Source organism: Paraburkholderia sp. DD10 (genome assembly GCF_049177125.1).
GTDB lineage: Bacteria > Pseudomonadota > Gammaproteobacteria > Burkholderiales > Burkholderiaceae > Paraburkholderia > Paraburkholderia terricola.
The window spans coordinates 2,356,190-2,376,542 of sequence record NZ_CP185392.1; the positions used below are offsets into that span (position 1 = coordinate 2,356,190).

General features: G+C 63.7%; 15 protein-coding genes. 9 read left to right on the top strand and 6 right to left on the bottom strand.

Annotation, left to right across the window (positions count from 1 at the left end; translation table 11 throughout):
* Positions 1–596: 596 nt before the first annotated feature.
* Positions 597–1,253 (top strand): hypothetical protein, encoded by a 657-nt coding sequence (locus ACOCG7_RS10760; RefSeq protein WP_227470432.1) that lies wholly within the window; start codon positions 597–599, stop codon positions 1,251–1,253.
* A gap of 104 nt (positions 1,254–1,357) precedes the next feature.
* Here ACOCG7_RS10760 and ACOCG7_RS10765 read toward each other — a convergent pair whose 3' ends face one another.
* Entirely contained in the window at positions 1,358–2,464 is a 1,107-nt protein-coding gene (locus ACOCG7_RS10765; RefSeq protein WP_073429265.1) for a MerR family transcriptional regulator, read from the bottom strand.
* Between the two features lie 325 nt (positions 2,465–2,789).
* Here ACOCG7_RS10765 and ACOCG7_RS10770 point away from each other — a divergent pair, with 325 nt between their 5' ends.
* The 4 genes from ACOCG7_RS10770 (at position 2,790) to oxlT (ending at position 7,610) form a co-directional block, all read left to right on the top strand.
* Positions 2,790–3,617, top strand: coding sequence for a helix-turn-helix transcriptional regulator (locus ACOCG7_RS10770; protein WP_154872640.1), 828 nt, complete (start codon positions 2,790–2,792; stop codon positions 3,615–3,617).
* A gap of 100 nt (positions 3,618–3,717) precedes the next feature.
* Positions 3,718–4,566 (top strand): siderophore-interacting protein, encoded by an 849-nt coding sequence (locus ACOCG7_RS10775; RefSeq protein ID WP_073429267.1) that lies wholly within the window; start codon positions 3,718–3,720, stop codon positions 4,564–4,566.
* 111 nt (positions 4,567–4,677) lie between these two features.
* Entirely contained in the window at positions 4,678–5,934 is a 1,257-nt protein-coding gene (locus ACOCG7_RS10780) for an MFS transporter (protein ID WP_073429268.1), read from the top strand.
* A 332-nt stretch (positions 5,935–6,266) separates the two neighbouring features.
* Positions 6,267–7,610: an oxalate/formate MFS antiporter gene (oxlT, locus tag ACOCG7_RS10785; RefSeq protein WP_073429269.1), complete on the top strand. Its 1,344-nt coding sequence runs from the start codon at positions 6,267–6,269 to the stop codon at positions 7,608–7,610.
* 238 nt (positions 7,611–7,848) lie between these two features.
* Here the strand turns inward: oxlT and ACOCG7_RS10790 are convergent, their stop codons facing one another.
* From ACOCG7_RS10790 to ACOCG7_RS10810, 5 genes are all read right to left on the bottom strand, one after another.
* Positions 7,849–8,649, bottom strand: a complete 801-nt coding sequence (locus tag ACOCG7_RS10790; protein WP_154872636.1) for an enoyl-CoA hydratase — start codon at positions 8,647–8,649, stop codon at positions 7,849–7,851.
* Positions 8,646–9,560: a 3-hydroxyisobutyrate dehydrogenase gene (gene mmsB, locus ACOCG7_RS10795; protein ID WP_421375449.1), complete on the bottom strand. Its 915-nt coding sequence runs from the start codon at positions 9,558–9,560 to the stop codon at positions 8,646–8,648. The genes ACOCG7_RS10790 and mmsB overlap by 4 nt, the downstream gene beginning before the upstream one ends.
* A gap of 42 nt (positions 9,561–9,602) precedes the next feature.
* On the bottom strand, positions 9,603–11,159 hold the full coding sequence (locus tag ACOCG7_RS10800) for a CoA-acylating methylmalonate-semialdehyde dehydrogenase (RefSeq protein ID WP_073429272.1): 1,557 nt from the start codon (positions 11,157–11,159) through the stop codon (positions 9,603–9,605).
* Positions 11,160–11,220: 61 nt separating this feature from the next.
* Positions 11,221–12,912, bottom strand: a complete 1,692-nt coding sequence (locus ACOCG7_RS10805) for an AMP-binding protein (RefSeq protein WP_073429273.1) — start codon at positions 12,910–12,912, stop codon at positions 11,221–11,223.
* A gap of 250 nt (positions 12,913–13,162) precedes the next feature.
* Entirely contained in the window at positions 13,163–14,296 is a 1,134-nt protein-coding gene (locus ACOCG7_RS10810) for an acyl-CoA dehydrogenase family protein (RefSeq protein ID WP_073429274.1), read from the bottom strand.
* A gap of 85 nt (positions 14,297–14,381) precedes the next feature.
* On the opposite strand from ACOCG7_RS10810, the gene ACOCG7_RS10815 reads away from it, so the two are divergent.
* From ACOCG7_RS10815 to ACOCG7_RS10830, 4 genes are all read left to right on the top strand, one after another.
* Positions 14,382–15,557: an AraC family transcriptional regulator gene (locus tag ACOCG7_RS10815; protein WP_374710249.1), complete on the top strand. Its 1,176-nt coding sequence runs from the start codon at positions 14,382–14,384 to the stop codon at positions 15,555–15,557.
* A gap of 109 nt (positions 15,558–15,666) precedes the next feature.
* A complete protein-coding gene (locus ACOCG7_RS10820) occupies positions 15,667–17,253 on the top strand; it encodes an NfeD family protein (RefSeq protein ID WP_421375452.1) in 1,587 nt (528 codons plus the stop codon).
* The gene (locus tag ACOCG7_RS10825; protein WP_073429277.1) at positions 17,250–18,020 is read left to right on the top strand and encodes a slipin family protein; all 771 of its coding nucleotides are present in this window, start codon (positions 17,250–17,252) and stop codon (positions 18,018–18,020) included. Before ACOCG7_RS10820 ends, ACOCG7_RS10825 begins: the two co-directional genes overlap by 4 nt.
* Positions 18,021–18,574: 554 nt before the next feature.
* Complete coding sequence (locus tag ACOCG7_RS10830) at positions 18,575–19,876, top strand: NCS2 family permease (protein ID WP_421375455.1); 1,302 nt, start codon at positions 18,575–18,577, stop codon at positions 19,874–19,876.
* Positions 19,877–20,353: the final 477 nt, after the last annotated feature.

Genomic DNA, 20,353 nt, shown 5'->3' on the forward strand with positions numbered 1-20,353 from the left:
GCGGTCATAAAATCGAGCGCGGGGACGAGCGGGTGCCCTCGTTGCATCGATTGCGGAAATCGCCATGCGATCAGGTAGTTGGAGAGCATGGCCAGGAGTTGTCCACAAGGATATGAACAATTTCTGTGGGTAACTCTCGAGGCAGATAGCCCAGCGGGCAATCCGCGAGACCTTGCAGATCGACTCGACTCGTCACGCTCGGCGCATCAGCTTCTTCACCCAATCCAGGGCGGTTCAGCCCGATTTTTCAGATGCCGCGATTTTTCTCTTGCGCTGTCCCTTGGGGCCGGCTTTAGAGTCGGCGTATCGGAAACAAATTAAAGGCGGCCCATGAACACCATTCCTGGCACGCTGGCCATTTTGTTGTGATTTTAAACAATGGAGTTTACGACATGAAACTAACGAACCTTGGCAAAAGCGCTCTCAGATCTAAACCGAGTTCTGAAGAGTAACGGGATGGCACGTTCGAATTCGATAAAGCGCGGATAAAATATACCCATCCAGTCTGCAAGACGTAAAGAAAGCCGTCAGTCTGAAAAATTTTCTTTAGAGTGACAGTTTTAATTTACCCAACTTCAAGCGAAAAGGATTAAATCATGAAAAGCACTCCGGATGCACTGTGGACTCTTTCACGAGATGAACTCTCAATGGCGCTGGAGCCGCATTACTTGAACATGCGCGAATTGCTGTCTGATTCAGAAAGAAAGCAAATCACGTTTGACCAGGCAGTGGACAGCGCATATGATCGGCTACGACATGCAGCCGCGCGTAATTTTACCTTCACGCAGGCCTCAGCCCTCGTTAGGAATGACCTCTCGCCATGTGCATTCGCCGTCGCAGTGGTGGTTGCCGACAGTTTTATTATCCTTTTCCAGTTCTGCGGAATCAACCAGGCACAGGCTCGCGCCGCCACCAGAGCGCTGTTGCAAGAGTTGGGAGAGGAGACTCTGCGTGGGCTAAGAGCAAATATCCATGACATTGTGAATGCAACGTCGTCTTACCAGCAAGCAGTTGAAATCTGGAAACTGCTTTCGTCCGTATCTAATGTGATCGGAATTAGCTCTATCGTGACTGCTCTGACTCGCACCATGCATTGGTATGACTGGACAATCTCAGCGATTATTGTTGCGGCACAGTTGACGGCCTGGTTCGCTAGTGACGGCGCCGCCCTTATAGCTGAATTGGCTCTGGAAAGCGTTTACGTCGGGCAACTGGTAGCGGATGCCATTACCGCAGCGGAACAATGCGGCTAGCCTACCGCTTATTCGCACTGCTGTTAGCCCGCATACCGATCTCGAGTATGAGCGAATGCGCGACGGGAAAAATAAGCTGGCTATTTCGTGCGCGATTAAAAACGTCAACGCGTCTGCGCTTTTGACCGTGATTGCTGGGCAGAGGCGAGGACAAACTCATTCCGATCGACATCGGGCGACACCAGACTCATCGTGAGAGCCTCGTAACCCGGCGATCCCGGCTGAGACAACACGCAAATGGGCGAGCTATGGTTGGACGGGCAAAAAATAATCTTCTCATTCGGCCCAACCGCCGCAAGATCAACGATCACCGACGAACACGTGACGAGGAATAAACACGGCCCCCCGCTCTTCGTTAGCGCCAGAAAATGGCGGCGCAACGCCCGTTGAGTGGGCAAATCCAGATCATTCTCCACATCGTCGATGAACACGGGATCGTATCGTGCTTCTATTGCGCGCTCGATACTCTGTACTCGCCTTCGAAGGGCTTCCGATTCCGTGGCACCGTCGGCAATAAGGTTCGCTACGACCGTATCAACGCGCGATTCACTAGGCAGGCAGATCGCCGACGACTCCGGACTCGAGTCGTCATAGCGATAATGCATTGCATGCGAGGCATCTATGAAACAGGCGCGTCCAGATATGCTTAAAAACAATCGACGCGCCAGTTGCGTTTTACCGCTCTCCAGCGAGCCTGTGATGTAATTCAACAACTGAATATCCCGCAGATCGAACCGTTCTCCCTTCCAGGGGCGCGGCAAATTGATGATCGCAGCGTTGGCCGACTGGCTGGTTTTATCCTGACCCCGCCATGAAGTCGGAGCGTCCGAATAAAAATCGAGTGAAGCGAGAGTCTCGTCCATGCGATTGAAAACCCGGCTTATTTGTTTCTCGAGCTTTTCTTTATGTTGCGCATAGATCGACGAGAGATCTTTATATAGTGAAGCGATTGGCGTGTCATCCGGGATTCTATTTTCCGATTCAAGCCGCTCAAAGACCGAGAAATACGATTTAACGCTGTCAAGCGAAAAACCGATTGACTGAAGGTGCCAGGTTTCGAATGCGCGCAGAAGATCGTCTTCCGTATAGACGCGATATCCGGACGCGTTCCGGCCGGGATGCACGAGCCCATGGTCCTCCCACACGCGCAAAGCTTTACGGGTCACCCCTAGCAGTTTGACGACATCCGATACGCTAAAGCATGCGCCCACGAATTCCCCCAGTGCTCGGTTAAAGCGTTGAGTGTCGGGGCGACCCCAGGGGACAAGTCAAGGATCGCTCGCGTTACAGCCTGCGGATTCGCGCAGTCACCAATCCGCCACCTTTTGACGGCGCACGTCCCAAGCAACTCGCCATCGAAGGCGTAACAGGCTCTCGGCCTTGTCAGAGGGAAGGCTCCCGCGCACGGTATCCGCATCCATTGCAAGTCACACGCAACTGTCGTCGTTCCCACACTCGCAAAAACATCGTTTGACAAACTATCTTTAGATATATATCGTACGACACATCTTAAGACACAAAACGGAGTATCCCAAGATGCGTCATCACCGCCGTTTTTCGCGTTGGCCAGGCGCCGACGACTCTTTCCCTGCCGGGCATGGCCGCCCTTCGCTCCACGCGCTCTGGCATGCGTTCGCGCGTCATGACGGCGAGCGCCCCGGCTTCTACGACGGCGAACGCCAAAACCGCCACGGCCACGACCGCTTCTCGCTGCATGCGCTGTGGCATGCGATCGGCCGTCATCACGACCATCGCGGCGGCGGGCGCGGTGGGCGTTTCGGCGGCGGTCCCGGCGGTCCCGGCGGCTTCGGCGGCGATGGCGACGGTTTTCCGCGCGGCCGCAAATTCAGCTCCGAGGATCTGCAACTGCTGCTGCTATCGATGATCGACGCGCAGCCGAGCCACGGCTACGAGCTGATCAAGGCGCTCGAAACGCGCTCGAACGGCTTCTATAGCCCGAGCCCCGGCATGGTTTATCCGGCGCTCACGTATCTGGAAGAGCTCGGCTACGTGACCGTGCAACTCGAAGGCAACCGCAAGCGTTACGAATTATCGGAAACGGGCCGCGAATATCTGAACGCCAATCGCGACCGCGTCGAGTTGATGCTGGCGAAGCTGAACCATATCGCCCGCAAGATGGATTCCGTGCGCCGCGCGTTTGCCGGCGAGGAACCGGCCGACATCAGCGAAGGCGGCTGGCTGCCCGAACTGAACGAAGCGCGCCGCGCGCTGAAGCATGCGCTTTTACGCCGCGATAACGCGCCGGCTGCCGAGCAACGCCGCATCGCCGCGATCCTGATGCGCGCGGCGAAGGAAATCGAAAACGAAAGTGAAGGCAAGCCCGGCGGCGAGCCTGCTGCGTGATCGCGCGCCGTCCCGACCTTGGCCCTGGCGCACCGTTGCGCGCCTGGCTGCGCGACGCGCGCGCCCGCGCGTCAACCGAACCAACAGGAGTGGCATCCCTATGCTGACAAACGACAAACAAGCCGACAAACAAGCCGACAGACCCGATCTGGCAGTGCATCGCGTGCGGCATCCGCTGAAGTTCCGGCTGCTGCAAGTCAAGAAGGTGCATGCGCTGACCCCGCACCTGATCCGCGTCACCTTCACGGGCGAGGATCTGCACGACTTCGTGTCCGCGTCGTTCGACGACCACATCAAGGTGTTCTTCTCCGAACCCGGCGCGGACCAACCCGCGCTGCCGGAAGCCGGCCCCGAGGGTCCGGTGTTTCCCGCCGGCCGGCCGCGTCCGACGGCGCGCGACTTCACGCCGCGCCGCTTCGACCGCGAGGCGCGCGAGCTCGACATCGAATTCGCGTTGCACGAGGCCGGTCCCGCCGCGGCATGGGCCGCGCAAGCCAAGGTCGGCCAGTATCTCGGCGTGGGCGGGCCGCGCGGCTCGCTCGTGATCCCGACCGCGTTCGACTGGCATCTGCTGATCGGCGACGACACCGCGCTGCCGGCGATCGCCCGCCGTCTCGAGGAACTGCCGGCCGGCGCGCGCGCCGCCGCGGTGATCGAGGTAGCCGACCCGTCGGCGCATATCGAGTTCACGACGCGGGCCGAACTGCACCTCGTCTGGTGCTATCGCAGCGAAGCGGCCTATCGCGGCGAAGCCTTGCTGCAAGCCGTCCGCGACACGTATTTGCCCGAGGACGGCGAAGGCTATGTCTGGGCCGCCGGCGAATCCGCGACGATGCGCGCGGTGCGCTACCACCTCTGCACCGAACGTGGCGTCGACAAGTCGCGCATTCGCGCGGCGAGCTACTGGAAACAGGGCGCCGCAGCGGTGCATGAGACGCTCGACGATTGAGCGTTCCCGATCCGCGGTCCTGGCGCGTGCGAATCGCAAGCGCGCGTCGCGCTGGACTGCGTGACTCATGCAAGCAGCGGCGAACTTCGAACAACAATAAGGAATCGACCAATGTACTCAATCAGTACGAAGCACGAGCGCCGTTTGCTATGGCTGCTCGCGCTGACGCAATTCACCGTCATCATGGACTTCATGGTCATGATGCCGCTCGGCCCGCAGATCATGCACGCGTTCAGCATCACGCCGGCGGCGTTCGCCACCGCCGTGTCGGCGTATTCGTGGTGCTCCGGGCTTTCCGGCCTGTTCGCGGCAACCTATATCGACCGCTTCAACCGGCGCCGTCTGCTGCTGACCGTGTATGCGCTGTTCGCGCTATCGAATCTCGCGTGCGCGCTGGCTGACAGCTTCGCGCTGCTGCTGGCCGCGCGCGCTTTCGCGGGCATCACGGGCGGCGTGTTGGGCTCGGTGATCATGGCAATCGTCAGCGACGTGATTCCGGTTGAGCGGCGCGGCGCCGCGACGGGCACCATCATGACCGCTTTCTCCCTCGCGGCGATCGCGGGCGTGCCGGCCGGCGTCATGCTGGGCGCGCATTTCAGTTGGGCCGCGCCGTTCTTCCTGCTGGTGGCGCTGTCGCTCATCGTGTGGTTCGCGGGCCGGCAACTGGTGCCGTCGCTCGCCGAACATTTGAACCGCCGTCAGCCGGCGCTCGGCGAAGTGCTGCCTGATTTGTGGGGGCTCCTCAGCAACCCGCGGCATCTGAATGCCTTCGCGCTGACCTTCATGATGATGGTCGCGAACATGCTGGTGATTCCGTTCATTTCGCCGGTGCTGGTCGCCAACCACGGCGTCGCGCCCGCGCAGCTTTCGTGGCTGTACATGGCCGGCGGCGCGGCGACGTTCTTCACGTCGCGCCGGGTCGGCAGGCTTGCCGATCAGTTCGGCACGCGGCGGGTGTTTCGCATCGCAGTCGTGCTTTCGTTTCTGCCCGTGCTGCTCATGACGCATCTGCCCGACCTGCCGTTTTATGGGCTGCTGCTGCTGTTTCCGTTTTTCATGGTGCTCGTGTCATCGCGGATGGTGCCGATGCAGGCGCTGCTCACCACCGTGCCCGAACCCGCCCATCGAGGCGCGTTTCTCAGCGCGAACAGCGCGCTCCAGGCATTGGGCACGGGATGCGGGGCGTGGCTCGGCGGGCTCATGCTCGGCAGTTCGCCTGGCGGGCAGGTCATCGGATACGGGACCGCCGGATGGGCCGCGGTCGGCGTCGCGTCGTTGGGCGTGTTCTGGATTTCGCGCGTGCGAGGCGTGCAAGGCGATGCGCCGGCCTCGCCCGTGTTGACGTCCGACGCCGTCAGCGAAGCTTGAGCGGCGCCTCGCATTCCTACAAATAAAAAACTAACATTACGTTTATCTTTCACCTATAAAGGCAAGGCAGGCGCGAACAGCCTTGTCCGCCTCATGCCCTCGCCCGCTGGCCTTGCCTGCGGGCTTTTTTTATCGTGGACGCCGATCCGGCTGCGGTCCTTCATTTGTCTTTCATCTGGCAAATGACGTGGTGAAAACCCCAGCCATTCTTTCGCTTGACTTACTTGATATATCACATACTGTATGGGGTAGATCATCGCGCGATTGATCGGCGGGGGAAGAAGCCACTTTGGCGCCCGCAAACATGAGGCAGCCATGCCAAGGAGACAGTAATGGACACGGATCACCAGGGAGGGGCGTCGTCGTGGAGAGCGTCACCGTGGGTGCAACTCGTATTCGGCGTGATTTGCATGGCGATGATTGCCAACATGCAGTACGGCTGGACGTTGTTCGTCAACCCGATCAACGAGAAGTATCAGTGGGGCCGGGCCGCCATTCAGGTGGCATTCACGATCTTCGTGGTGACTGAAACGTGGCTCGTGCCGGTGGAAGGCTATCTCGTCGACAAGTACGGGCCGCGTCCCGTGGTGGTCGCGGGCGGCCTGCTCTGCGGCGTGGCGTGGGCGCTGAACTCGGTGGCGTCGTCGCTGCCGGTGCTGTATATCGCGGCGGCGATAGGCGGCGTCGGCGCGGGCGCGGTGTACGGCACCTGCGTGGGCAATGCGCTGAAGTGGTTCCCCACGCGTCGCGGACTCGCTGCCGGCATCACCGCGGCGGGGTTCGGCGCGGGGTCGGCGGCCACCGTCGTGCCGATTGCCAGCATGATCAAGAGCAGCGGTTACGAAGCCACGTTCCTGTGGTTCGGCCTCGGTCAGGGGATCATCGTTTTCCTGCTCGGTCTCGCGCTGCTCGCGCCGCCGACCAAGCTGCTCGCGACGGCGAAAAGCACCGTGCAGCGCGTGGTCTACAACGCGACGCCACGCGAAGTGGTCAGCTCGCCGGTGTTCTGGGTCATGTACCTGATGTTCATCATGATGGCCGCGGGCGGCTTGATGGCGACCGCGCAGCTCGGACCGATCGCGAAAGACTTCGGTCTGCACGATTCGCCGGTTTCGCTGCTTGGCCTGACCTTGCCCGCACTGACCTTCGCGCTGACCATCGACCGCGTGCTGAACGGTCTGACGCGGCCGTTCTTCGGCTGGATCTCGGATCGTATCGGCCGGGAAAATACGATGTTCATGGCGTTCGCGATCGAAGCGGTCGGCATTCTGGCGCTGTCGAAGTACGGCCACAGTCCGGTCGCGTTTGTCGTGCTGACCGGCATCGTGTTCTTTGCATGGGGCGAAATCTACAGCCTGTTCCCCGCGACCTGCGGCGACACGTACGGACCGAAATACGCCGCCACCAACGCCGGCCTGTTGTACACGGCGAAGGGAACGGCTGCGCTGCTGGTGCCGTTCACGAGCGTCGTCACGGCGATGACGGGCAGTTGGCACGCGGTCTTCATGCTCGCCTCCGGCATGGCCGCGGTGGCCGCCCTGCTCGCGCTGTTCGTGCTGAAGCCGATGCGCCGCGCGTACGCCGAACGGCACGCCGCGCCGGTGCTCGATATGCCGTATAGCCCCGCGTCGCCCTTCGTCAGCGAGTCCGCGCGAATTTCGGCGGACGGCGGTTGATCGGCGCTCAGTGCGTTGACTCGGCCGTTGCGTCGGGTCGAGCGGTTCGGCCGATGGTAAGCGCAAGAAGCGGGGCCGCCATCGCCCCGCTCCTCGTGACGAAGTAGAACAGCACGACGCACAGCCGTTGAACGCGTAGGTGTGGCGAGCGCCATGAACGAACCACGGGGCGCTCGCCGACGCGTTGCATGTCGGGGCAAAACCCATGCTCTCTCGCCCCTGCCGCGCGCTCGCCTCTCTAGCTCTGCTCCCCGGTTCCCGCCTGCGTCACCTGCCAGCGCGGCGCGCGTTTCTCCAGGAACGCGTTCACCCCTTCGCGCTGATCCACACCGTCGAACAGATCGACAAAGCGCTCGCGCTCCACCGCCAACGCCGCCGCACGCGGCACACCGTTGCGGGCCTGATGAATCAGCGTCTTGCTGAAGCCGACCGCTTGCGGACTCAGCGTCGCGACACGCGCCGCCATCGTCAATGCGGCCTCGCGCGCGGCGCCCTTTTCCACCACTTCCTCGACCAGACCGATGCGCAACGCGGTGGCCGCGTCGACGCGCTCGCCGGTGAGAATCATCCGCTTGGCCCAGCCTTCGCCGACCAGCCACGGCAGCGTCTGCGTTCCGCAGCCGCACGGCAGCAGACCGACTGCGGTTTCGGGCAAGGCCAGCAACGCATGCTGCTCGGCGATGCGGATATCGCAGGCCAGCGCGCATTCGAGGCCGCCGCCCATCGCATAGCCGTTGATCGCCGCGATCACCACGGGGCGCGCATTCTGCAACGCCTCGAACGCCGCGCCGAAACGCATGGCCGCCGTGCGCGCGACTTCGCGGTTGCCGTCGGCGAAGGTGTTCAGGTCGGCGCCCGCGCTGAAGAACTTCGGCCCATCTCCGGTGACGACGATGGCCCGCACTTGCGCCTCGCCGTTCAGACGCTCGACCGTTCGTTGCAACAGCAGCAAGCCCTCGGGCGTGAAAGCGTTCGCGGGCGGCCGCTTCAACGTGAGCAGCGCGACGGCGCCCTCGTGCGCGTAGTCGAGTTCGATCATCGCGCGTCTCCGTTCTTGCCGTCGCCAGCGTCGCCGCGATAAAGCTTGATGACGGCGGAAAAGTCGAGACGTCCCGCGCCTTTCGTGCTCATCGTCTGATAAAGCTGTTGAGCCAATGCGCCGAGATACAGCGGTTGACGCGCGGCTTTCGCGGCGTCGGTGGCGAGGCCCAGGTCCTTCAGCATCAGGTCGGTGCCGAAGCCACCGGTATAGCCGCGCGTGGACGGCGCGGTCTCGATCACGCCGGGCATCGGGTTATACGTGTCCGAACTCCAGCAACGCCCCGTCGACGTATTGATGATGCCGCCCAGCACTTTGGTGTCGATGCCGAGCGCCTCGCCCAGCGACATCGCTTCGGCCACGCCCGCCATCGTGATGCCGAGCACGAGGTTGTTGCAGATCTTCGCGACCTGGCCCGTGCCGGTGTCGCCGCAATGGACGATGTTCTTGCCCATCGCCGAAAGCACCGGCTTGACCGCTTCATAGGCGCTTGCGCTGCCGCCGACCATGAAGGTCAGCGTGCCCGCCGCCGCGCCGCCCGTGCCGCCCGAGACGGGCGCGTCGACGAAGGTGTTGCCGCGCTGCTTCGCGAGTTCGGCGAATGCCCTGACGCTGTGCGGGTCGATCGTGCTCGAATCGATGATCGTCACGCCCCTGGCGATGCCGGCGAACACGCCGTCGTCCGCGGTCAGCACGCTGCGCACGTGCGCGGCGGCCGGCAGCATCGTGATCACGCATTCCACGTCCGTCACCGCGTCTTTCGGCGAGCCGGCCGCCTTGGCGCCCGCGTCGACGAGTGCGTGCACGGCTTGCGCATTCAGGTCGAACACGTTGACCGCGTGACCCGCCTTGAGCAGGTTGAGCGCCATCGGCGCGCCCATGTTGCCGAGTCCGATAAAGCCTATTTTCATGATGCCGTCTCCTGTCCCATGCAAAGCAATGAACCCGAGCGATCAGCGCAGGCTGATGGTCGTGTTCACGCCGTCGTTGACCGTGTCGTCGTCGAACCAACGCGCTGTGACGGTCTTGGTCTGCGTATAGAACTGCACGACCTGTTTGCCGTAGGGACCGAGGTCGCCGAGCTTCGAACCGCGCGAGCCGGTAAAGCTGAAGAACGGCACCGGCACGGGAATCGGAATGTTGATGCCGACCTGGCCGACATCGATCTCGCTCTGAAACTTGCGCGCCGCCGCGCCGCTTTGCGTAAAGAGGCCGACGCCGTTGCCGAACGGATTGCGGTTGACGAGTTCGATTGCGTCGTCGAGCGTGGCGGCGTTCAGCACGAGCAGCACCGGCCCGAAAATTTCCGTGCGATAGATTTCCATTGCGGTCGTGACGCCGGTAAAAACCGTCGGGCCGATGAAATTGCCTTCCTCGTAGCCGGGCACCTTCACGCCGCGGCCGTCGAGCGCGAGCGTCGCGCCTTCGTTCACGCCCGCTTCGATCAGGCCGAGAATGCGCTGCTTCGCCGCGCGCGAGACCACCGGGCCGATGTCCGTATTCGGCTCGCTGCCCGCGTTGATCCTGAGCGCTTTCGCCCTGGCGATCAGATCGGGCAACCACTGCTGCGCCGCGCCGACCAGCACCACCACCGAGGTCGCCATGCAGCGCTGCCCCGCCGCGCCGAAGCCCGCGCCGGCCAGCGCATTCAAGGTTTGCTCGCGGTTCGCATCGGGCAGGACGACGGCGTGGTTCTTCGCGCCCATCATCGATTGCACGCGTTTGCCGTGTTCGCTGCCGAGGCGATAGACGTGCGTGCCGACCGCCGTCGAACCGACGAAGGAAATCGCCTTCACCGCTTCGTGCGTGCAGAGCGCGTCGACCACCTCCTTGCCGCCGTGCACGACGTTCAGCACGCCCTTCGGCACGCCCGCTGCGAGCGCGAGTTCAACCAGTTGCATCGTCGACAACGGGTCCTGCTCGGACGGCTTCAGCACGAAGGTATTGCCGCAGACGATCGCCATCGGGAACATCCACAGCGGGATCATCGCGGGGAAGTTGAACGGCGTGATGCCGACGCAGACGCCGAGCGGCTGACGCAACGTGTACGTATCCACGCCGCCCGCCACGTTCTCCGCGAATTCGCCCTGCTGCAAGCTGCCGATCGAGCACGCATGCTCGACCACTTCGAGACCGCGGAAGATATCGCCCTCGGCATCGGGAATCGTCTTGCCCTGCTCGGCGCTCAAGGTCCTGGCGATGCGCGGCATGTGCTCGCGAATCAGCGCCTGGTACTTCAGCATGATGCGCATGCGTGCGCCGATCGGCGTGTCCTTCCAGGTCTTGAACGCGGCATGCGCGGAGCGGATCGCTTCGTTCACTTCGTCGGCGGTGGCGAACGGCACGCGCGCCAGCACTTCTTGCGTGGCGGGATTGACGATGTCGCGCCATTCGATGGTTTTCGATTCGACGAACTCGCCGTTGATCAACAGCTTGACGGTGGCGATGGCGGTTGCGGCGGCATTGGCGGCAACCGCGCGCCCGGCGTTGTTCGAAGCAATTGCGCTCATGCTGGAACTCCTGTGCGATGGCCGCGCGGCGGCCGGACAGTGACTCGATGGAAATGAAAAATCAACGCAGATCCGGGAAGTCTTCTTCCCAGTACTCGCCTGGCAGGCGCGCGGGCTCGGCCTCGCGTTCCATTTCGCGGCGCCGCAATTCGACGCGGCGAATCTTGCCGGAAATGGTTTTCGGCAGTTCGCTGAATTGCAGTCGGCGAATCCGCTTGTATGGCGCGAGCTTTTCGCGCGAGAACGCGAACACGGCGCGCGCCAGTTCGGGCCCGGCTTCGTAGCCCTGGCGCACGGTGACGAACGCTTTGGGCACCGCCAGGCGCAGCGCGTCGGCGCTCGGCACCACCGCGGCTTCACCGATCGCCTCGTGTTCGATCAGCACGCTTTCGAGTTCGAACGGGCTCAGCCGGTAGTCGGACGATTTGAAGACGTCGTCGGCGCGGCCCACGTACACGTAATAACCGTCGTCGCGGCGCAGCGCCACATCGGAGGTGCGATAGAAGCCGTTGCGCATCGCTTGCGCGGTGGCGTTCGCGTTATTCGCGTAGCCCGTCATCAAACCCAGCGGACGCTCGGCCAGCGGCAACGCGATTTCGCCTTCGGTGACGGGTTGATCGTCGGCGTCGAGAAGTTCGATCCTGTAGCCCGGCAGCGGACGTCCCATCGACCCCGGCACGACTGGTTGCCCCGGCGAATTGCCGATCTGGCAGGTGGTTTCGGTCTGGCCGAAGCCGTCACGAATCGTGATGCCCCACGCGTGCCTGACCCGTTCGATGACCTCGGGATTCAACGGCTCGCCCGCGCCGACGATCTCGCGCAGCTTGACCGGATAGTCGGCGAGCGGCTCCTGAACGAGCATGCGCCATACAGTTGGCGGCGCGCACAGCGTGGTGACGTTGAAACGCACCAGCGCGTCGAGCGTATCTTTCGGCACGAAGCGCGCGAAGTTGAACACGAACACGCAAGCCTGCGCATTCCACGGCGCGAAGAAGCAGCTCCACGCGTGCTTGGCCCAGCCCGGCGAACTGATATTCCAATGGACGTCGTTCGGTTGCAGACCGATCCAGTACATCGTCGACAGATGCCCGACGGGATAGCTCTCGTGCGTATGCTCGACCAGCTTGGGCTTCGACGTGGTGCCCGAGGTGAAGTACAGCAGCATCGGATCGCTCGCCCGCGTGACGCCGTCGGGCGTGAATTGCGGCGATGCGTCATAGGCCGCGGCCAGATCGATCCAGCCGTCGCGCGGCGTGCCGACTGAAATGCGCGTGAGCGGCACGTCGAGCGCGTCGAATTTCGCCGACTCGGCGCTATCGACCACCGCGAAATTCGCGCCGCCGATCTGCACGCGGTCGCGCACGTCGTCGGCGGAAAGCTGGGTGGTGGCGGGCAGCACGATTGCGCCGAGCTTCATCGCCGCGAGCATCACGTCCCATAGCTCGACGCGGTTCGGCAGCATCAGCAGCAGACGATCGCCGCGCGCGACACCCACGCCGCGCAGAAAGTTCGCCATGCGCGCGGAACGCTCGGACATCTGCGCGTAGGACAATCGCAGACCGTCGCCGGTGGGATCGTCGACGATCCACAGCGCGGGGTTGTGGTTGTCGCGGGCGATTACGTCGAAGTAATCGAGCGCCCAGTTGAACTCGCCTAATGCGGGCCACGCGAATTCGCGGTATGCGCGGTCGTAGTCGGTTCGATGGCGCAATAGCAGATCGCGCGCGTCGAAAAAGGGTTGCGCCGTGGTCATCGTTGTCTCCTGTCGATCGGAGTTAGCGCTTCAGCGCTTACTCCGGTCCCATGCACCGCTGTCGACCGGAGTTAGCGCTTTAGCGCTTATGTCGATCCGGAGTTAGTGCTTCAGCACTTACTCCGGTCCCACGCAGCGCGCTCCGGTCCCATGAATATGGCGTTAGGTGGCGCGGTATGCGTCCGCTTCTACTTCGCCCCACACTCTCCATCCGCAGCCTATTCTGCTCTCAAACTCCGCCACGATCGCGCTAAACATGCCGCGCGATCACCATGCGCTGCACTTCGCTGGTCCCTTCGTAAATCTGCGTGATGCGGGCGTCGCGGTAGTGGCGCTCCACCGCGTAGTCCTCGAGATAGCCATAGCCGCCGTGAATCTGTATCGCGTTCGAGCAGACCTCCTCGGCCAGTTCCGACGCGAACAGCTTGGCCTGCGACGCCTCCGACAAACACGGCTTGCCCGCCGAGCGCAGCCGCGCCGCGTGATGCACGAGCAGCCGCGCGGCGTTCAGGCGCGTGGCCATGTCGGCGAGCATGTTGGCGATGGTCTGATGATCCTTCAGCGCCTTGCCGAACTGCACGCGCTCGCTCGCATAGCGGCGCGCGGCGTCGAACGCGGCCCGCGCGATGCCGACCGCCTGCGCGGCGATGCCGATGCGCCCGCCTTCCAGATTCGATAGCGCGATGCGCAAGCCTTCGCCCGGTTCGCCGAGCAGATTGGCTTCGGGCACGGCGCAATCGTCGAGGGAAATCGGACAGGTGTCGGAAGCGCGAATGCCGAGCTTGTGCTCCGGCTTGCCGACGTTGAAGCCCGGCGTATCGGTCGGCACGATGAAGGCGGACAGGCCGCGTTTGCCGCGATCGGGATCGGTGACGGCGAACACGATCGCGAGGTCCGCGCGCGCGCCGTTGGTCACGAACTGCTTGCTGCCGTTGAGCAGCCATTTGCCGTCCCGCAGCACGGCGCGCGTGCGCAGATTGTTCGCCTCGGACCCGGCTTGCGGCTCGGTCAGGCAGAACGCGCCGATGCACCGGCCGGTGGCGAGGTCTTGCAGATAGCGGTCTTTTTGCGCGTCGCTGCCGAAGTTGAGGATCGGCCCGCAGCCCACCGAGTTGTGCACGCTCATCAGCGTCGCGCAGGCGGCGCAACCGGCGGCGATCTCTTCGAGCGCGAGCGCATAAGCCACGTAGTCGGTGTACGAGCCGCCCCACTCGGCCGGCACGATCATGCCGAGAAAGCCGAGTTCGCCCATCTGCGTGACGACGTCGGCGGGCAATCGCGCGTCGCGGTCCCACTGCGCCGCGTGTGGCGCGAGGCGCTCGGTCGCGAAGTCGCGAGCGGCGTCGCGGATCATCCGTTGCTCGTCGGTGTAGAAGCTGTCCATGAGGCGCGTGTCCTGTCCTGTGCGGCCGATCGCGTTGCGTGCGGTCGGCTCAGGGCCAGTGTAGGGAAGCCGACAGGCGGGTTCGATGCTCAGCCCGCTCAATCTGGCTGAGCGCATTTGCCATGCTGGTACGATGCCACGAAGATTCGCGCCGTCTTTCAAGGGCTTCTCGAATCGCCACCAGCCAAACGTTGAGCGCATTTGCCAGATACGCATGAAACACCCAAAAAACGATAAAGGCACGATTTCGGTCAGCCTGGTAGAGGAAACCCTGGCACTGGCGCGCGCACGCGGTCTGGATACGCTGCCGCTCGCCGAAGCGGCCGGCATCGCGGCGCCGATGCTCGCATCGCCGAAAAGCCGCGTATCGTCGGCGCAATACGGCGCGCTGTGGGCCGGCATCGCGCGCGCGCTCGACGACGAATTCCTCGGCCAGGATTCACATCGCATGAAAAGCGGCAGCTTCATCGCGATGACGCAAACCGCGCTGACCGCCCGCAACGGCGCGCAAGCGCTCGCGCGCGCGGTCGGCTTCATGCGGCTGGTGCTGGACGACCTCGGCGTGCTGATCGAAACGGACGCCCAACGGGTGCGGCTGCGCTTCACGGAGCGCGAAGGCACGAAGCCGCCGACCATGTTCGCCTATGCAACGTGGTTCATCCTCGTCTACGGCCTGCTGTGCTGGCTGGTCGGGCGGCGCATTCCCTTGATCGAGGCGCGCTTTCGCTGCGCCGAGCCGCCCGCCGCGCACGAATACCGGCTCATGTTCTGCGATCACATGACGTTCGGCCAAGGCGAGTCGTATGTGGACCTCTCGCCCGCGTTTCTCGATCTGCCGGTGATCCAGACGGGCAAGTCGGTCAAACCGTTCCTGCGCGACGCGCCCGGCAGTTTTGTCGTCAAGTACCGCAATCCCGGCTCGCTCGCGGCGCGCGTGCGCAAGCTGCTGCGCGCGCTGCCGATGGCCGGCTGGCCCGCCGCCGACCAGATGGCCGCGCGCCTGCACGTCGCCGAGGCGACCATGCGGCGGCGTCTGAAGCAGGAAGGCTATACGTATCAATCGATCAAGGACGACTTGCGGCGCGACATCGCAATCGGCGAGTTGCAGGATACCGACCGCACCATTGCCGACATCGCCGCCGCGGTGGGTTTCGCGGAACCGAGCGCGTTCCATCGCGCGTTTCGCAAATGGACCGGCATGCGGCCGACCGATTACCGGTTGGCGCGCGCGGACCTCACGCGGCGCGCGGAATCGGACTAAGCTGTTAAAAGCAGGCCAGCCTTCTTCTGGAGGTATCGGCCCGCGCCGGTCGATCGGCCTCGAACATCCTCGATCAGTCTCGACAGACCCGGCGCGGCAGCCGTCAGCGATGAGCACGTATCCGCGTCTCCCGTTCCGGCAATCCGGTCCGCGTCCTTCGCTTATCCGTGGCGGAGCCGTGGGCCGCTTGATGCGCGGCATGACCGCGCTAGCCGCGCTTTTGGCCTTTGGCTTCGCGTCGTTCGAAAGCGCCGCGCCGCCGCTGCGGGCCGCGGCCGCGCCTCATGGCGTCGTGGTGATTCCGGTGAGCGGCGCGATCGGTCCGGCCAGCGCCGACTTCATCGTGCGCAGCCTGCAACGCGCCGCCGACGAGCACGCGCAACTCGCCGTGCTGCAACTCGATACGCCCGGCGGCCTGGATACGTCGATGCGGCAGATCATCAAGGCGATTCTCGGCTCGCCGGTGCCGGTCGCCACCTTCATCGCGCCGAGCGGCGCGCGCGCCGCGAGCGCCGGCACCTACATCGTTTATGCCAGCCACATCGCGGCGATGGCGCCGGGCACCAATCTCGGCGCGGCGACGCCGATCCAGGTAGGCATCGGCGGCACGGAGCCGCCGGGGGGCCGCGGCGCACCGGGCCTGCCCGGCATCGGGGGCGGCGACGGCGCGTCGAAACCCTCGGCGGCGGCCCCTGCCAGCGCCACCAGCGCCGCCAGCGCGGCCAGCGCCGCACTGCCGCTCGACACGCAGTCCACCGAACTGCGCAAGCAGGTCCACGACGCCGCCGCGTACATTCGCGGTCTCGCGCAAATGCGCGGGCGCAACGCCGACTGGGCCGAGCGCGCGGTGCGCGAAGCCGTGAGCCTGTCGGCCGCCGATGCGCTCGCGCAGCACGTGGTCGATCTCAACGCGCGCGACGTACCGGACCTGCTGCGCCAACTGAACGGCCGCACGCTCGTCACGAGCGCCGGCAACGTCACGCTCAGCACCGCCAACGCCGCCGTCGCGACGCTCGAAGCCGACTGGCGCAGCCACTTTCTCGCGGTCATCACCGATCCGAACGTCGCGCTGGTGCTGCTGATGCTCGGCATGTACGGGCTCTTCTTCGAATTCGCCAATCCGGGCTTCGTGCTGCCGGGTGTGGTCGGCGCGATCAGTCTGCTGCTCGGCCTCTTCGCGATGCAGATGCTGCCGGTCAACTACGTCGGCCTGGGCCTGATCTTTCTCGGCATCGCGTTCCTGATCGGCGAGGCATTTCTGCCGACCTTCGGCTCGCTCGGCTTCGGCGGCATCGTCGCGTTCGTGATCGGCGCGCTGATGCTGATCGACACCGACGTGCCCGGCTACGGCATCCCGCTGCCGATGATCGCGGCGGTCGCCGTGTTCAGCCTGCTGTTCGTGCTGGGCGTGTCGCGGCTCGCGTTGCACGCGCGGCGGCGGCCCGTGGTGAGCGGTTCGGAGGCGCTGATCGGCAATATCGGCGTGGTGCTCGACGAGGGTCTGCTGGCGGAGCCCGGCGCGACGCCCGGGACAGGCGGCACGCCGGCCGGTTGGGCGCGCGTGCATGGCGAGCGCTGGCGGGTGTCCAGCACGGCCCCGCTTGCGGCAGGGCAAATGGTGCGCGTCACCGCGCGGCGCGGACTGACGCTGACGGTCGAGCCCGTTGAAACGCTACAACAAGGAGAACGCTCATGATCGGTTTCACATTCGGCTTCAGCAGCATTCTGATTCTGCTGGCGGCCGCGCTGATTGCTTCGTCGATACGGATTTTTCGGGAGTATGAACGCGGCGTCGTGTTCATGCTCGGGCGCTTCTGGAAGGTCAAGGGGCCGGGGCTGGTGCTGATCATTCCGGTGGTGCAGCAGGTGGTGCGCATCGATCTGCGCACCGTCGTGTTCGACGTGCCGCCGCAGGACGTCATCACGCGCGACAACGTCTCGGTGAAGGTCAACGCGGTGGTGTATTTCCGCGTGGTCGATCCCGAGAAAGCGGTGATTCAGGTGGCGCGTTTCTTCGAGGCGACCAGCCAGTTGTCGCAGACCACGCTGCGCGCGGTGCTCGGCAAGCATGAACTCGACGAACTGCTCGCGGAGCGTGAGCAACTGAACACCGACATCCAGAAAGTGCTCGACGCCCAGACCGACGCGTGGGGCATCAAGGTGTCGATCGTCGAAATCAAGCACGTGGATATCAACGAAACGATGATCCGCGCAATTGCCCGCCAGGCGGAAGCCGAGCGTGAGCGGCGCGCCAAGGTGATTCACGCGCAAGGCGAGTTGCAGGCGTCGCAGCATCTGCTGGAGGCGGCGCAGACGCTGTCGCGGCAACCGCAGGCAATGCAGTTGCGCTATCTGCAAACGCTCACGACGATCGCCGCGGATAAGAATTCGACCATTGTGTTTCCGCTGCCGATCGATTTGTTGAGCGCGGTGATGGAGCGGTTTGGGAAGCCGCCGGCGTGATGCCGCGGCTTGCCTTCGAGTATGCGTTGCCGGGCTCCATGACAGCGACAGGCTACGAATCAAATCCGCCGTGGACATGGCGAACGTCTGCTCCGCCAACGCGTCTGTTGCTGTTCACGATCATCGATGAGTCGCCCGCTTCCGGGTAGGTGACAAGAGGTTCGCCGTCGAGACGGTCAACGGAAAAGATGTCCGGCACGCATCCCTCGTCCGCCTCTATGAGGACCGACACACCCTCGTCCATGCCGGCGAGTTCATATCCCAGCCCGCAGTTGCATCCTTCGGGTTTGAGGGCTGCGTTCGCATGACTGAATCGCTATTCGCATCGGCCAGGTGCGAACCCAACGCCTGAAAGTGCTCAGGGCGTAGGCACAAATTCCCCAACCCATCTTCCTGCACGACCTCGCAGCGACCTGCTCGATGAATTCCGAGCAAAAGCGATTTGTTGACAAATATGTCCAACATGTGTTCTTTTTCGCCCGTCATTTAATTTCGACCCATCAGGTGGCGTCGTTGCGACTAAGCTTTTGGGGACTCGTGGGGGAATGCAAGCAATGAACAAGATCGACCGTTACTTTGGCATTACGGAATCCGGCTCGGCCTTACGCACCGAAGTGCTCGCCGGCGTGACCACCTTCCTGACGATGGCCTACATCATCTTCGTCAATCCGGCCATTCTCGGCGACGCCGGCATGCCGAAAGACTCGGTGTTCGTCGCGACCTGCCTCGTGGCCGCGCTCGCCTCGCTGATCATGGGTCTCTACGCGAATTACCCGATCGCGCTCGCGCCCGGCATGGGCCTGAACGCGTACTTCGCGTACACCGTCGTCAAGGGCATGGGCTTTACGTGGCAGGCCGCGCTCGGCGCGGTGTTCATTTCCGGCTGCCTGTTTCTGGTCGTCACGCTGTTTCGCGTGCGCGAAGCGATCGTCACCGGCATTCCGCATTCGATACGCATAGCGATCACCGGCGGCATCGGCCTGTTCCTCGCGATCATTTCGCTGAAGACGGCGGGCGTCGTGGTGGGCAACCCGGCCACGCTCGTCACGCTCGGCGATCTGCACAACCCGCACGTGATTCTCGCGACGGTCGGCTTCTTCGCGATCGTCGCGCTCGACTATCTGCGGGTGCGCGGCGCGATCCTGATCGGCATTGTGGGCGTGACAGTGCTGAGTTTTTTCTTCGGCGGCAACGCGTTCCACGGCATCGTCTCCACGCCGCCGTCCATTTCACCGACGCTGTTCCAGCTCGACATACGCGCCGCGCTCTCCACCGGCGTGCTGAACGTGATCCTGGTGTTCTTCCTTGTCGAACTGTTCGACGCGACCGGCACGCTGATGGGGGTCGCCAACCGCGCGGGGCTGCTCGTGGAAGGCAAGATGCACCGGCTGAACCGCGCGCTGCTCGCGGACAGCACGGCGATTCTGGCTGGCTCGATGCTGGGCACGTCTTCGACCACGGCGTACATCGAAAGCGCGTCGGGCGTGCAAGCGGGCGGCCGCACGGGTGTGACCGCGATCACCGTCGCCGTGCTGTTTCTCGCGGCGTTGTTTTTCGCGCCGCTGGCGAGCGTGGTGCCCGGCTACGCGACCGCACCGGCGTTGCTGTACGTGTCGTGCCTGATGTTGCGGGAAATGCTCGACCTGCCGTGGGACGACGCCACCGAAGTCGTGCCGGCCTCGCTGACTGCGCTGTTGATGCCGTTCACCTATTCGATCGCCAACGGCGTCGCGTTCGGATTCATTTCCTACGCCGGACTGAAACTGCTGACGGGCCAGGCACGCAAGGTAAAGCTGGTGGTGTGGATCATCGCGGCGATTTTTCTGTTCCGCTATTTTTATCTCGGCAGCGAATAAGCGCGCGGTCGGCGAGCGCCGCACGCGCCAACGCCACATCACGAAAGCTGATGACGTGCCGCGCGCCTCGCCATGCCATCAAATCACTGGCGCCTCGCCGAACCAACGGCGAACGCAACGACGCGCCAAGCTCCAGCGCCGAGGCGAAGCGGAGAACCCGCGTCACAAAGCGAAGCCCTGGGTTTTAAGCAGACCGTTCCGGCAAGCACGCAGTGCGAGACGGGAAGCACGACTGCCTTGTCACGAGCGTGGAGTGTGCGAGAGCACCGATTCCAGCGCCGCGCCGAGGCGAAGCGGAGAACCCGCGTCACAAAGCGAAGCCCTGGGTTTTAAGCAGACCGTTCCGGCAAGCACGCAGTGCGAGACGGGAAGCACGACTGCCTTGTCAGAAGCGCGGAGTGTGCGAGAGCACCGATTCCAGCGCCGCGCCGAAGCGGAAAACCCGCGTCACAAAGCGAAGCCCTGGGTTTTAAGCAG